The 12856-nt window shown below is 45.4% G+C and carries 11 protein-coding genes and 1 tRNA gene; 3 read left to right on the top strand and 9 right to left on the bottom strand.

Annotated elements, in window-relative coordinates:
* Positions 1 to 61: 61 nt before the first annotated feature.
* A complete protein-coding gene (locus SPL68_RS14670; RefSeq protein ID WP_323815919.1) occupies positions 62 to 2068 on the bottom strand; it encodes an LTA synthase family protein in 2007 nt (668 codons plus the stop codon).
* Positions 2069 to 2337: 269 nt separating this feature from the next.
* On the opposite strand from SPL68_RS14670, the gene SPL68_RS14665 reads away from it, so the two are divergent.
* Together SPL68_RS14665 and SPL68_RS14660 are read left to right on the top strand one after the other, a co-directional pair.
* Positions 2338 to 2973: a phosphatase PAP2 family protein gene (locus SPL68_RS14665; protein ID WP_323815918.1), complete on the top strand. Its 636-nt coding sequence runs from the start codon at positions 2338 to 2340 to the stop codon at positions 2971 to 2973.
* On the top strand, positions 2960 to 4672 hold the full coding sequence (locus SPL68_RS14660) for a phosphoethanolamine transferase (protein WP_323815917.1): 1713 nt from the start codon (positions 2960 to 2962) through the stop codon (positions 4670 to 4672). The genes SPL68_RS14665 and SPL68_RS14660 overlap by 14 nt, the downstream gene beginning before the upstream one ends.
* An 82-nt stretch (positions 4673 to 4754) precedes the next feature.
* Here SPL68_RS14660 and SPL68_RS14655 read toward each other — a convergent pair whose 3' ends face one another.
* The 3 genes from SPL68_RS14655 to SPL68_RS18445 form a co-directional block, all read right to left on the bottom strand.
* Entirely contained in the window at positions 4755 to 6227 is a 1473-nt protein-coding gene (locus SPL68_RS14655) for a glycoside hydrolase 5 family protein (protein WP_323815916.1), read from the bottom strand.
* Positions 6228 to 6837: 610 nt separating this feature from the next.
* Complete coding sequence (locus SPL68_RS14650) at positions 6838 to 7833, bottom strand: beta propeller repeat protein (protein WP_323815915.1); 996 nt, start codon at positions 7831 to 7833, stop codon at positions 6838 to 6840.
* 205 nt (positions 7834 to 8038) lie between these two features.
* Entirely contained in the window at positions 8039 to 8188 is a 150-nt protein-coding gene (locus tag SPL68_RS18445; protein ID WP_416377436.1) for an HNH/endonuclease VII fold toxin-2 domain-containing protein, read from the bottom strand.
* A 99-nt stretch (positions 8189 to 8287) separates the two neighbouring features.
* Here SPL68_RS18445 and tagF point away from each other — a divergent pair, with 99 nt between their 5' ends.
* Positions 8288 to 8884, top strand: coding sequence for a type VI secretion system-associated protein TagF (tagF, locus tag SPL68_RS14645; RefSeq protein ID WP_323815914.1), 597 nt, complete (start codon positions 8288 to 8290; stop codon positions 8882 to 8884).
* A 78-nt stretch (positions 8885 to 8962) separates the two neighbouring features.
* Here the strand turns inward: tagF and ychF are convergent, their stop codons facing one another.
* The 5 genes from ychF to SPL68_RS14620 all read right to left on the bottom strand — a co-directional run bounded on the left by ychF (position 8963) and on the right by SPL68_RS14620 (position 12848).
* Positions 8963 to 10054, bottom strand: coding sequence for a redox-regulated ATPase YchF (gene ychF / locus SPL68_RS14640; RefSeq protein ID WP_323815913.1), 1092 nt, complete (start codon positions 10052 to 10054; stop codon positions 8963 to 8965).
* 73 nt (positions 10055 to 10127) lie between these two features.
* A complete protein-coding gene (gene pth / locus SPL68_RS14635) occupies positions 10128 to 10739 on the bottom strand; it encodes an aminoacyl-tRNA hydrolase (RefSeq protein ID WP_323815912.1) in 612 nt (203 codons plus the stop codon).
* Positions 10740 to 10857: 118 nt separating this feature from the next.
* Positions 10858 to 11472, bottom strand: coding sequence for a 50S ribosomal protein L25/general stress protein Ctc (locus SPL68_RS14630; RefSeq protein ID WP_323815911.1), 615 nt, complete (start codon positions 11470 to 11472; stop codon positions 10858 to 10860).
* 106 nt (positions 11473 to 11578) lie between these two features.
* Positions 11579 to 12508: a ribose-phosphate pyrophosphokinase gene (locus SPL68_RS14625; RefSeq protein WP_323816054.1), complete on the bottom strand. Its 930-nt coding sequence runs from the start codon at positions 12506 to 12508 to the stop codon at positions 11579 to 11581.
* A gap of 265 nt (positions 12509 to 12773) precedes the next feature.
* Positions 12774 to 12848 (bottom strand) — tRNA-Gln (locus SPL68_RS14620).
* Positions 12849 to 12856: the final 8 nt, after the last annotated feature.

The following is a 12856-nucleotide window of genomic DNA, read 5'->3' as shown; positions in this document are numbered from 1 at the left end:
TCCAATTATTCCGCCTGCGTCTATTTTTAGGTGTTTATGCCTTTTAGATGTGTCCTGCGGTTTAATGCGATTGCTGGGCGATATTGGCTGTGGGTTTAAAGGTGCATTCAGACGCGCCGGGGTAGCGTTTTTCGCGGTAGAGATAAGATGGAAGCTGGACATTGGCGAGCGCGCGTTTTGCATCGCGTGCCGATGCTGCATCTGCCAGTGTTAGCTTTTTTTCAGTCTCGTTGTAGTGTGCGGTGAGAGCAGTTTGGTCTGGTTTTAAAATGGTGAGTTTATCGGGTTCCATCAGCGCAAAATAATTTTCAAACTGCAAAATGGCACGCCCAGGGCTAGTCCAGTCACTCGCAAGATCGCGCCCTATCATCGGATGACATGCTGAAACACCCATTATGGATAGTAGCGTCGGCGCTAAATCCACTTGGCTGCTTAAGGTGGCTATGCGCGAGGGTTTTACATCGGCGCCGAGAATCAAACCGGGGATATGGAATTTTTCAACTGGAATTAAATTATTGCCATAAACGCGATTGTCATGGTCGGCAACAATCAGAAATAAGGTGTCTTTCCAGTAATCACTTTTTTTAGCTTGTTCAATAAAATGCCCCATCGCCCAGTCTGCATATTTAACCGCATTGTTTACGGTGTTTTTTGGTTGCTCCATGAGTGGTGTACGGTTATCGGGAAATTCAAATGGCTCATGATTGCTTGAAGTAAAAATCAAACTAAAAAAAGGTTTTTGTGAGCGATGCAGCGTTTCCAATTGTTCTTGTGCGGTCTTGAATAGATCTTCATCGCTTGCGCCCCAACTGCCGACAAAAGCAGGATTTTTAATGCGCGCAAGATCGACAATATCAGTAAATCCATTGCCGGTAAAAAAACCGCGCATATTGTCAAAGTGCGCTTCGCCGCCATAAATAAACTGGGTGTGATACCCCTCTGTTTGAAGTGCCGATGCAATGGTCGAAAAGTTGTGTTGGCTATTGGATAACTTCACCACGCTCTGCGCAGGGGTGGGTAAGTAACCGGAAATAACCGCTTCAATACCGCGCACTGATCGCGTTCCGGTGGAGTACAAACGCTCAAACCAAATACCTTCATGTGCAAGTTTTTCCAATTCTGGAGTGGCATTAATGCCACCGAGGGATTCAACAAAAGTCGCGCCCATACTTTCTTGCAAAATAATAACCAGATTGAGCGGTTTTTCTCTCGTAATCGCTGCTTGTTGCCGGTGCAGGGTTGGGAACTCGGGATCGTTAAATTGATAGTGTTTTAACCAGGGCCAGTCACGGCTGTATTCCAGCATTTCGTTGGTTGCCAATTTCCCGTAAATCTCACTGGAGTGAGCTTCGTGCTTCATGCTGTAGAGCGTATAGAGCACTGAGTAACTTGAGTTGATGACCAGCGAGTTCACCATAGAGTCGCCGGTTATCGCAAAAAATGCAGGGTTGGCCGGGCGATGATGAGTGGTAGAGCGAATCCCCATAAATACCATGACAACAACCAATGGCCAGATAAGCAAATTTTTAATGGGTGACCAAGTGGTTAATTGTGTAGCGGGTAAGTGAAGAATTCGATAAAACAAATAAGACAATAAACCAGTCAACAGTAATCCGCTGATAAACGGCAATCTGAAACCTTGCCACAGGGTTGATAGAACTTCTTTTGGATAAATTAAGTATTCAATAAAAATTCGATTGGGGCGTGTATCGAACTGCATCAAAAAAGCTGGCGTAGCAAATTCCATAAATAAAATGGTGGCTATGCCTATTAGCGACCAGATAAAAGTCCAGTTAAACCAAAACTTTTGCAAGCGCTGCCAAGCAAAAAGCGGCACGGTTAATACTGGTAGAAACAGCCACAAGCTAATAAGAATAATGTCGGCGCGAATACCCTGAATAAAAATCGACAACAAACTTCCTGTCGCAACCACTCGCTCATAATTCCAGCTTACAAGTCCTGCTCGGCTAATACTTAAAATAATTAAGGAAAGGAAAGCCATGCGCACAAGGTAGATATAAGGGCCAAAAGTGGCAGGGCGTGGCAATAAATTATTGAGTTTTAACATTGTTAGGCCGGCCTAATTTAACGATGAACAGCAGCCTAACAACCAAAACTTAAGGTTTTCTTAAGGTAGGTTCCTCCTTTGTCTGCAGCCAAACTCTTGCATATCTATCTTGGCCTTATGTCGTCCAATACTTAAGTTTTTCTTAATTTTCAGTTCGTAGTATGAGTGTTTGTTCTACTAAAGCGCAGACTTCAGGTTGTTATTTTATGCAGATAAGCAAATACCTACTTGAAAGGAATCCTTTTTATTTCGTCGCTCAATTTTTGGTAATGTTGATTGTACTTACTTTGATTATCGATGTGTTTAATGTCGATCAAGTTGTGGCTGATCATTTATACCAATGGGAAGGCTATGACTGGAGCTTAAAAGATGCGTGGTTTACTGCGGTATTGATTCACTTAGGCGGGAAATACTTTTCCATCTTCCTTCTTGTTATTGTTTTTCTTTTGTTGTTGGCCTCGTTTTTCTCCCCCTCTCTGCACGTCTGGACGCGCCGTTTAAGTTATTTACTGCTTGCCGCAGGTTTGGGCTCACTTTTTGTCAGTATCGGTAAAACCCTTAGTCATATTTCCTGCCCTTGGGATTTTGCTCGCTACGGTGGCACGCTGGATTATCTCTCGCTACTCGAACAGCTATATGTTCGCAATGGCAGTCAATGTTTTCCTGCTGGTCATGCCAGTGCAGGTTTTGCATGGGTCGCGCTCTATTTTGTCGGGCTTCATTCCCAATCCAGATGGCGTTGGTTTGCATTAGGTTTTGCGCTGTTTTTAGGAATATTGTTTGGTGTTTCCCAACAGCTGCGCGGCGCACATTTTCTCTCCCATGATCTTTGGTCGTTCGGCGTTTGCTGGATGGTTTCTCTGGTGTGTTATCAACTGATATTGAAGCCCTATGAATCTTTCTAATAATTTGCAGGTAGTAAACAATTCACAGTTTGTTGAGTCTCATGAATCGCCGTTGTTGCCTGCTTGGGTGCGTCGGCGTTTAGATTTACTCAATATTCAGTTGCCCAGTTATTTTTTCTCTGCTGGAATTTCCATTGCATTTGTTCTGCTTTTTAATAAATCCTTTTTTGGGGCTGCATGGAATACTCAGCCGCTGGACTCTTTAAGTGCGGTAGTTTTTTTATTGAGCCTTGCGCCTTTGCTATGGCTTTTAACATTCTTGTTTATCAATGCGCTCTGTATTCCTTATCTCGCTAAACCTCTGGCAATTTTGTTATTAGTGGGAGGCTCATTTGCTGCGTATTTTATGGACGCTTATGGTCTGACGATTGATAAAGAGATGCTAAGAAATGCGTGGGAGACAGATATAGATGAAGTTGAGGGATTGGTTAATTTTCATTTAATTGGCTATGTGATTTTTCTTGGTGTATTGCCGTCCATATTGGTTGCTAAAGCACGTATTCGCTGGGGCGGTTTTTGGCATGAAGTTCGGTGGCGAATAATTCCTGGGGCTATTACATTAATTATCTCGGTAATCGTTATTTTAAGCTTGTCGGATTATTACAGCTCGTTTTTCCGCAACCACAAAAATGTACGCTTTTTGGCTAATCCACTGGGTTTTGTCAATGCGGCAATTGGATTGGCTAACGAAAGTCTTCAGCGTCCTTTGGTGATGGATGCCATTAGCCGTGATGCGCATTTAGGTGCGGGTACTACTCAGCAGACAAAACCGCTGCTGGTGGTGTTTGTTGTGGGGGAAACAGCACGCGCTGCCAATTTTGGTATTAATGGTTATGAGCGCAATACAACCCCCATGCTTGCGCAAAAAGATATAGTGAACTTTAGTCATTTTTCATCTTGTGGTACGTCTACTGCCGTATCAGTCCCCTGTATGTTTTCTGAATTGCCGCGCGCTGACTACAGTGCGAGAAAAGCAAAATCGCAACATGGTTTGCTGGATTTTATTAGCGTTGCCGGCGTCGATGTGTTGTGGCGCGATAACAACTCAGGTTGTAAAGGCGTATGTGATCGTGTGCCTTATGAGTCGTCTAATGAACTGCTATCAGCTGATCTGTGTAAAGACGGTGAATGTTTTGATGAGGCGCTGCTGGATAATTTATCGAGCAAATTAACCGGGCGAAATGAATTTATTGTGCTGCATCAAAAGGGCAGTCATGGTCCGGCATATGATCAGCGCTATCCGGATTCCATGCGAGTTTTTCAGCCGGTATGCAGTAGTAATCGCTTGCAGGACTGTTCAAGAGAAGAAGTGATCAATGCCTATGACAATAGCATTCATTACACAGATTATTTTCTTGGGCGAGTAATCGACTGGCTGACGGCGCAACAAGCAGCCTATAACACAGTGATGGTATATGTTTCCGATCATGGTGAGTCGCTTGGGGAAAACAATATATACCTTCACGGTATGCCTTATGCGTTTGCACCAGATAATCAAAAGCAGGTTCCATTTATTTTTTGGGCTTCATCGAGCTTCTATCGCGACCGGGCGCTAAACAAAGAGTGTTTGATGAAGTTAAAAGACCGTGAATTTACTCAGGATAATATTTTTCATTCGTTTTTGGGGCTGCTGGATATAAAAACGAAATATTATCAGCCGAAGCTGGATATCTATGCGTCTTGTATTGAGCGGAGCTAAGTGATGTGACTAGTTTGGCTGGATAATCAGATCGAATTGAAAGATCTGACTATCCAGTAGGTTGTGTGCTGCTTTGGGCAGATTAATTAGCGATTATTGAGCGGATATTTGACGGCTGTGATGTGCCGGATTCATTCACTGCTTTAATTCGATAAAAATAACGCTGACCAGATTTAAGCTTACTTGAATCAGAGAAAAGCGTATCCGTTAGCGGATTAAATTTATTTTTGCCGTCAGAGATATTTTTGCTCAAGGTTTTCCATGGGCCTTTAGCGCTGGTCGCGCGCTCAACAATATAGTGTTGTCCTGTTGGTGCGCCCAGCCAGTGAATATTATCAACCGAGAAAATCTCTCTTAGTATCGGCGCTTCAGGCACGGGTAATGGTTTGATTTTGCTTTCGCCATTCATGCGCGCTATGGCGAGGCGTACCAGATTAACGACGGTTATCTCCTCGTTTTCATCGCCCTCAGGGAAACCGGGTAAATGGTAGCTATAGGTCTTGTTGTTGGCTGGCTCCAAGTGCCAATAGAAACCGCCATCGTGGCGATGACCGCGTCCACCCCAAATAAAAGCACCGGCAGTTTTTGCTCCGTTTACTTCGGTTTCTACTGCAGCAGTCATAATTTCATTGAGCTTGCCTGAATCCAATAAACCGAATTCACCCAACAAATACACCTTCTTGCCGCCAATTTGGGTTAAATCTTTTTTAACCGTTTCAGGCGATAAGTTACCGACGTTTTCATAATAGTGATTGGAAATAATATCCACATTGGGATCATTTAATGCGAACTCATTGATCTTGGTGTAAGTGCCGTCGACCACTAAATGATTTTTATCCAGTTTTTTAATCAGCGCTGCAGTTTGTTGTAAAAAATCGGCAGTGGTGTCTTTTAATTCATTGCCAGTTTCCCACGCCATAATCGCTTTTTCATCGCGATACTCGCGGCCAGTGATTGAATTTTTGCGTGTTAACACCTGCTCGATAATACTGAGGTAGGCTTTAAACGTTTTACTGTTGGTGTTGTAAAAGTCTTCCGGTTTCTCACCATAAAATGCAGCGAGTTGTTCGCGGCCACCCCACCAAGGCCAGTGGTCAACAAACGGCAAAATCAAACGCAGGTTGTATTTATCGCTCAGTGCGATCATGCGGTCGTAAGACTCCATCGCCACTGGATTCAAACGCGGCATGTCATTTGGATTAAGCGGTTTCAGGATATGCGTTTGGCGATTACACAGATGATCGGATTCCTGCTCAATCGATAACACATAAACGCGCATGGCTTTATGGCCGGTATACACCAGCGATTTAATCCAGTTTTCCTGCTCATCAGCTGTCGGCCACTTGAAATGCTGCCCCCAACCTCTTGGATCAAGTTTACAAACGCCTTGGCTGTCATCTTCAATGCGATGCAACTCAGGAAAGTGTATGCCCGCAAAGCGAAACTCTTTTTCGCCATCCAGTAATTGATGGTCTTTACGAGTGATGAAGTTGTCGAGCGCCAAGCACTGCATGCTGGCGGTGATGAAAAGAAACAATAGAGCTAGATATTTCACAACAGAATTCTCCGTATTGTTATCAAGCTATTTTTACAGAACGTGGATTGTAAAAATGCCGTGGAGTCAATCGCATTCGAGTGACCACATGATGGTGATTAAAAAGAAATTTGCTGATGTGTTTTAGTGTGTTTAATTGCTCGCTACAGCTGGCAGGTCTATTCGCTATAGATCGAGCTTATTGTTGTCGTTGAAAAGTTGGCTCAACTGGGAAAAGATACCAAAAATTACGGGTAATTGTAAGGAGTGAAGGTGTTAAGGGGGTGTTAAGAAAGAGTTAAGTTGTGATCGAAAAGAGGCGAGAGTAATTTCATCTTCCATAGCTGCTGTGAAATGGCATTGTCTAAAATTGGATCTTTAATGGTTTTCTGTTTTTATTGATTTTTAGTTGCTAATACCACTCGCAAAAAATCATGGTATGTCGAAATGAGTTCAATGTTGTGGCTGTCGTATTCGATAATAAAAAAGGCTTCCTTGTATGTGATATTTTTCAACTAAGTTTTTTGATTGTTTTGACGTAGTGATCGTAACAGGTCAGCTACGGATATTTCGTTCGCATCTTTATCTATAGATTGTAAAGAGGTTGCTCGCTCATTCATATTTAATATCCTTAACTATAAGGGCTTACAATGGTATGCCACTCATTTCCATCAAACAGTTTTGCGGTATCCAAATCAGCAATTAGCAGTAGGTTTTCATAAACATCCATGTTGCCTGATGCAATAATTTGTTCGCCGTTATGAGTAGGTCGTAATAATTCTTTGTCGTTCCATACGCGTAATTGGTAATCGGAACTAACCCATAGTTGGTTGTTGTACCAAACCAAATCTTTATTCAGCACACTGGAGTCACCGGTATAAATTTTCTCCCATGTGTGCATGCTGCCGCGCCATAAATTGCCGCCTTCACCGCTGATATAAACAACCCCATCGGGTGCAACTAATACGCAGGAAAGTTGTTCGTTGCTGGGAAAATCACACCATTCCCATTTTTCACCGTTGTAATGCCATACGTCACCACAGCCGCCAACGGCGTACATGTTGTTTTCATTGGGGCCGTGGATGTCTTGAAAACCCATGTCCATATAATCCATTTGCTCTGGCCAACTTAATCCCTCCAATATTGGAATCCACCGGTTTTTTTCTATTCGTTTAAAAACTCGGCGTCCCATGCCAACGGCATAGGCCCACCCGTCAATGCATTTAAGTTTTCTGGTGTTGCAGCTTGTTGTGGGGCCTGGTTTTCCTTCGGGGGTAATGTGTTCTATTTCTTTAATGCCTCCTTTGCCAACAGCAAAAACCAAACCATCGTTTTGCCTGGAAGATAAAATTCCTCGCAGTTCGGGTTTTTGTGCGGTGCAAACTCTGGGGAACCTTAGACCTCCTACTCCATAAGTACCACACTTAATTTCGATGGAAGAAAATATAATTGCAACTCCCCTAGTTTCTCTAGTGCTTTCTTTTAGTACATCATATTCTTCGTCGGGTATGTTTTCTTTAACTACTAACAAAAATTTGTTTTCTTCAAAAAACGTGCAGTCAATTATATCGAAACCTTTTATCGTATCTTCCCATTGCTGTTGAGATAGTACTGAATGTTTTCGCATTAGAAGACAACTCCTGTATCTGGTTTAATTGGGGCACCATTTTTATCTTTGGCGCTTAACTGAGTATTTGATTGATTACATGCATTTTTGTAGTAGTCATCAAGTTGCGAGCGCATGCATTTTTTGCTGCACAGAGATAATGGGAATGCTTTCATGTGCGAAACAGCTGCTGCATCGAGAGCATCACCTAAAGAAATCTTGTCATTTATGACTTTCCCTTTTCTGAAGCTTTTTCTAATGCTCCATCCATTGCGTCATGTACGCGCCCATGGCTGCCATTGTCCTTGCCTCCTTCAACACACACAGTAGGTGCTTCAGAGTGTTTGTAGTTAGCACATCCTGCTTCTTTTATCATGGCCAAAAAGTAGTGCTGGAGGTTACGGCAACCAGTGTAAACAATCCATTTTATCTGGCGGAGTTGGCAAATTTTTCTTGCCCTGCTCGGCGCTAGTTTGTGAGTAAAACTGTGCTCTCGCCAACTTCAATTTCTTTTTACAGAAAGCTGCCATGGGTAGGTGATTTTATTGTGCGCAATCTGGATTTTACCCAGCACCGTCAAATTGATCGATGGCTGAGTGCAGGTCTGTCGATGTTGCGTGACTCTGATCCTGATTGGCTGGATGCTTATCTTTCTGCACCTGTATGGAATTTTATTTTGCCAGCAGGCGTGTTTGGTGAGCAGGCGGTGTGTGGCGCTATTATGCCTAGCGTAGATAAAGTGGGGCGCTATTTTCCTTTTATCCTATTTTTTAATCGGGATGCGGTTGCAGATATCCAGCTCCGCAATAGTTACTTGGCAAAGATTGCTTCGTTGTTGCCCTGTCTGCTGGAGCGTGAAGTTTTGTCCGATGATATTCCCGATTATATTTTGCAGGGACTGAATTCTGGCGAGCTAATATCGCTCATTGAGCCGTGTGGTGGTGCAACTAATTTTTTTAACACAAAAGAAAAATTCGGCTGTTATTGGCGGGCAGATGGAACGGAAATGTTAGATTGCTCTGCGGATGTTGGAGTGGATTTTTTTATCAAATTGTTTGGTAGGGCAGGTTAATTTGCAATTGACTTAGCTTGTCCTGAATTGAAAGTGGCCGCGATTGCGGCCACTTCTTGGATATAATCAGGCTAGGTGTTATACATTGAACAAGAAGTGCATTACATCGCCATCTTGAACGACATAATCTTTACCTTCTTTGCGCGCTTTACCGGCGGTTTTTGCACCTTGTTCACCTTTGTATTGCACAAAGTCTTCGTAAGCGATGGTTTCTGCGCGGATAAAACCTTTTTCAAAATCGGTGTGAATAACACCGGCCGCTTGGGGTGCGGTTGCGCCAACAGGAATGGTCCAGGCGCGTACTTCTTTAACGCCAGCGGTGAAGTAAGTTTGAAGACCGAGTAATTGATAACCGGCGCGAATAACGCGGTTCAAGCCTGGTTCTTCCATGCCCATTTCATCGAGGAATTCTTTTTTGTCATCGCCTTCAAGCTCGGCGATGTCAGCTTCCAGTTTATTGCAAATCGGTACGACTACGGATTTTTCTTCTGCAGCGATTTTGCGCACTACATCCAGATGCGGATTATTTTCAAAACCATCTTCAGACACATTGGCGATGTACATGGTGGGTTTGAGGGTGAGCAAATTAATTTCTTTGAGCAGTGCGACTTCTTCTTTATCCAATGGGAAAGAGCGCAGTGGTTTGGCTTGATCCAAATGTGGTTGGATTTTTTCCAGTAACGCTTTGATCGCAACCGCGTGTTTGTCGCCACCTTTAGCGGCTTTAGCGTAGCGGTTGATGGCTTTGTCTACCGCTTCCAGATCGGCCAGCGCCAGTTCGGTATTGATCACTTCAATGTCGGCAGCCGGGTTTACACCGTTGGCAACGTGAATCACGTTGTCGTCATCAAAGCAGCGCACCACGTGGGCGATGGCATCGGTTTCGCGAATGTTGGCGAGGAATTTGTTGCCCAAGCCTTCGCCGCGCGATGCGCCTGCGACCAGGCCAGCGATATCAACGAATTCCATAGTGGTTGCGACAACGCGCTCGGGTTTTACGATTTCAGCGAGCATGTCCTGACGTGGATCGGGTACAGTCACGATACCGGCGTTAGGCTCGATGGTGCAGAAAGGGAAGTTTTCGGCGCTGATACCGGCGTTGGTCAGGGCGTTGAACAGAGTTGATTTGCCGACGTTGGGCAGGCCGACGATGCCGCAGTTAAAACCCATGATATGTATCCACTAAAGTGCAAATAAAGAAAAGGCCGCAATTATACAGGCTTGGTCGAAACTTGTGCCCTGCTTATTTTTTCGGTGTGTCAGGTTTTTTCGGATCGGTATGCAGGTTTTTCATCGCCGTATTCCAGTCGCCTTTGAGGGCGTCAGGTGCGAATTTGACGGCACGGGCGATGGCATCATCAATTAATTCCTGTTCGCTGGTTGGCGCACGCTTCAGCACGAAATTGGCGACCATCGCCGCGGTACCTGGATGACCAATCCCCAAACGCAAACGCGGAAAGTTCTGATTGTTGCCCAGAGCGGCAATGATATCGCGCAGGCCATTGTGACCGCCGTGGCCACCACCTTGTTTAAAACGCGCAACGCCGGGGGCGAGATCCAGCTCGTCGTGAGCAACCAGAATTGCGGCTGGCTCAATTTTGAAAAAGTTCGCCATAGCGCCCACGGATTGCCCGCTGCGATTCATATAAGTGGTTGGGATGAGCAGGCGCAGGTCGCGGCCTTGATAGTTGGCGCGTGCAGTCAGGCCGAAGTATTTGTTGTCGTTAACGAGCGATACACCCAAAGTGCGGGCGAGTTCTTCGACAAAATCCTGCCCGGCGTTATGACGGGTGCGCTCGTATTCGCTGCCGGGATTACCCAGCCCGACTATAAGCTGAATCTCGGTATTGGCCATGATCTTTCCTGTGTGTTCGTTTTGACAGTGCGTTCGGCGCGCATTGTCCCTTTATAGTCGCCATAAAAAAAGGGTTGGATCCGAAGATCCAACCCTTTTCGACAGGAACAGAAGAAAATTAAGCTTCTTCGGTCTCGGTGTCTGCACCACCTTTTGGCTTCTGCATGGTAACAACAGCCAGATTGTGGTCATCGCCTTTTTGCAGGTCGGCAGAAACAACGCCGCCAGGCAATTTCAGGTCGGTGATGTGCAGGATGCTGCCAACTTCCATTGCCGCAACATCAACTTCGATGAATTCTGGCAAGTGTTGTGGCAAGCAGATTACGTCCAATTGGGTCAAGTTATGAACCACTTTACCGCCTTGGATTTTCACGCCTTTAGAGGTAGCTTCGTTGATGAAGTGTAAAGGTACGTGAGTGTGAACCTTGGTAGATTTGTCTACACGCAGGAAATCCAAGTGCAACACAACTGGCTTGGATGGGTGACGTTGTACGTCTTTCAGGATTACGTCCTGAGCAGTACCGTCAACATTCAAGCTGATGATGTGAGAGTAAAAAGCTTCGTGTTCCAAGTGCTTCATCAGCTCGTTAGCGGTAACAGAAACGCTAGTTGGAGCTACGTTGCCGCCGTAAATTACAGCAGGAACTTGACCAGCCAAACGACGCAGGCGGCGGCTCGCACCTTTCCCCAAGTCGTTACGGGCAGTTGCATCTAATTTAAAGTCTTCAGACATTTTTCCGTCCTCAATTTTCCGTGTAGATCCGCGACCAGAATCTACCGGGTTTCAATAACCACTGTGCGATATATGCAGTGGCAGTTTACCGAGAGTAATGACCGCCTTAGCGGAACATTGCACTCAGGGATTCTTCATTGCTCAGGCGACGCATAGCTTCGGCGAGCATTCTTGACAGTGTCAGGCTGCGAATGCGCGGGCAATCTTTGGCAGCTTGGCTGAGCGGGATTGAGTCGGTGACGACTAATTGATCCAGCTCGGAATTGTTGATGTTGTCGATAGCGATGCCTGAAAGTACCGGGTGGGTACAGTAGGCGATCACTTTTTTGGCGCCTTGAGCTTTCAGGGCTTTGGCTGCGCTGCACAGGGTGCCAGCGGTGTCGATAATGTCATCTACCAGCAGGCAGGTGCGGCCTTCAATATCACCAATGATGTGCATCACTTCGGCAACGTTAGCGCGTGGGCGGCGCTTATCGATAATCGCCAGATCTATGCCTAATTGTTTGGCTACCGCGCGTGCGCGTACAACGCCACCAATGTCGGGTGATACCACAATCAGGTCTTCAAATTTTTGCTGTTCAATATCTTCCAGTAGTACTGGCGAGCCGTAGACGTTATCTACTGGCACATCAAAGAAGCCTTGAATCTGCTCGGCGTGCAGGTCAACGGTGAGTACACGGTCAACACCTACACCTACCATCATATCGGCCACAACTTTGGCGGTGATGGGTACGCGTGCGGAGCGAACGCGGCGATCCTGACGGGCGTAGCCGAAGTAGGGGACTACTGCGGTGATCCGGCCAGCAGAGGCGCGACGCAATGCGTCCACCATTACGATTAATTCCATCAGGTTGTCATTGGTCGGGGCGCAGGTGGGTTGCACCACAAATACATCGCGACCGCGCACGTTATCGTGCAGTTCGACGGCGATTTCTCCATCCGAAAATTGTGAAACCGAAACATTGCCCAGTGGCATACCCAGTTGGTCAACAATTTTTTGCGCGAGTGCCGGGTTTGCGTTGCCGGTAAAGACCATTAAGTCAGTCACGTCAGATACCTTTTGGTGATGGTAAATAATGATGGCTGGAGTGGTTGTGCTGGTAAATCGCCAGAGCCGATACTTTTTGTCTGTATATAGTCTGTCTGCGCAAAGCAGAGTTTTTTACCCTAGGAAATTTTTCCGGATAAGGTAGAGAGATAAGTATTGGCTGAGAAATATTCAGATTGGTCATTGTAAAAGATTCGTGTTGATGGTGCGGAGTAAATTGTGAACACACCTGAAACAATGACTTAAAAATAGATGGCAGGGGCGGAAGGACTCGAACCTACGAATGGCGGGATCAAAACCCGCTGCCTTACCACTTGGCGACGCCCCTATATTTTC

It is taken from the genome of Cellvibrio chitinivorans, from assembly GCF_035117775.1.
Taxonomy (GTDB): domain Bacteria; phylum Pseudomonadota; class Gammaproteobacteria; order Pseudomonadales; family Cellvibrionaceae; genus Cellvibrio; species Cellvibrio chitinivorans.
The sequence above is the reverse complement of the archived record's forward strand: the minus strand, read 5'-3'. Positions and strand labels throughout refer to the sequence as shown.

What these genes read in the sequence shown, in the direction of transcription:
- SPL68_RS18445 (WP_416377436.1), bottom strand. Translation starts at nt 8,188, where the DNA reads ATGATAAAAGAAGCAGGATGTGCTAACTACAAACACTCTGAAGCACCT.
- ychF (WP_323815913.1), bottom strand. Translation starts at nt 10,054, where the DNA reads ATGGGTTTTAACTGCGGCATCGTCGGCCTGCCCAACGTCGGCAAATCA.
- SPL68_RS14650 (WP_323815915.1), bottom strand. Translation starts at nt 7,833, where the DNA reads ATGCGAAAACATTCAGTACTATCTCAACAGCAATGGGAAGATACGATA.
- pth (WP_323815912.1), bottom strand. Translation starts at nt 10,739, where the DNA reads ATGGCCAATACCGAGATTCAGCTTATAGTCGGGCTGGGTAATCCCGGC.
- SPL68_RS14630 (WP_323815911.1), bottom strand. Translation starts at nt 11,472, where the DNA reads ATGTCTGAAGACTTTAAATTAGATGCAACTGCCCGTAACGACTTGGGG.
- SPL68_RS14660 (WP_323815917.1), top strand. Translation starts at nt 2,960, where the DNA reads ATGAATCTTTCTAATAATTTGCAGGTAGTAAACAATTCACAGTTTGTT.
- SPL68_RS14625 (WP_323816054.1), bottom strand. Translation starts at nt 12,508, where the DNA reads ATGGTCTTTACCGGCAACGCAAACCCGGCACTCGCGCAAAAAATTGTT.
- SPL68_RS14665 (WP_323815918.1), top strand. Translation starts at nt 2,338, where the DNA reads ATGTTGATTGTACTTACTTTGATTATCGATGTGTTTAATGTCGATCAA.
- SPL68_RS14670 (WP_323815919.1), bottom strand. Translation starts at nt 2,068, where the DNA reads ATGTTAAAACTCAATAATTTATTGCCACGCCCTGCCACTTTTGGCCCT.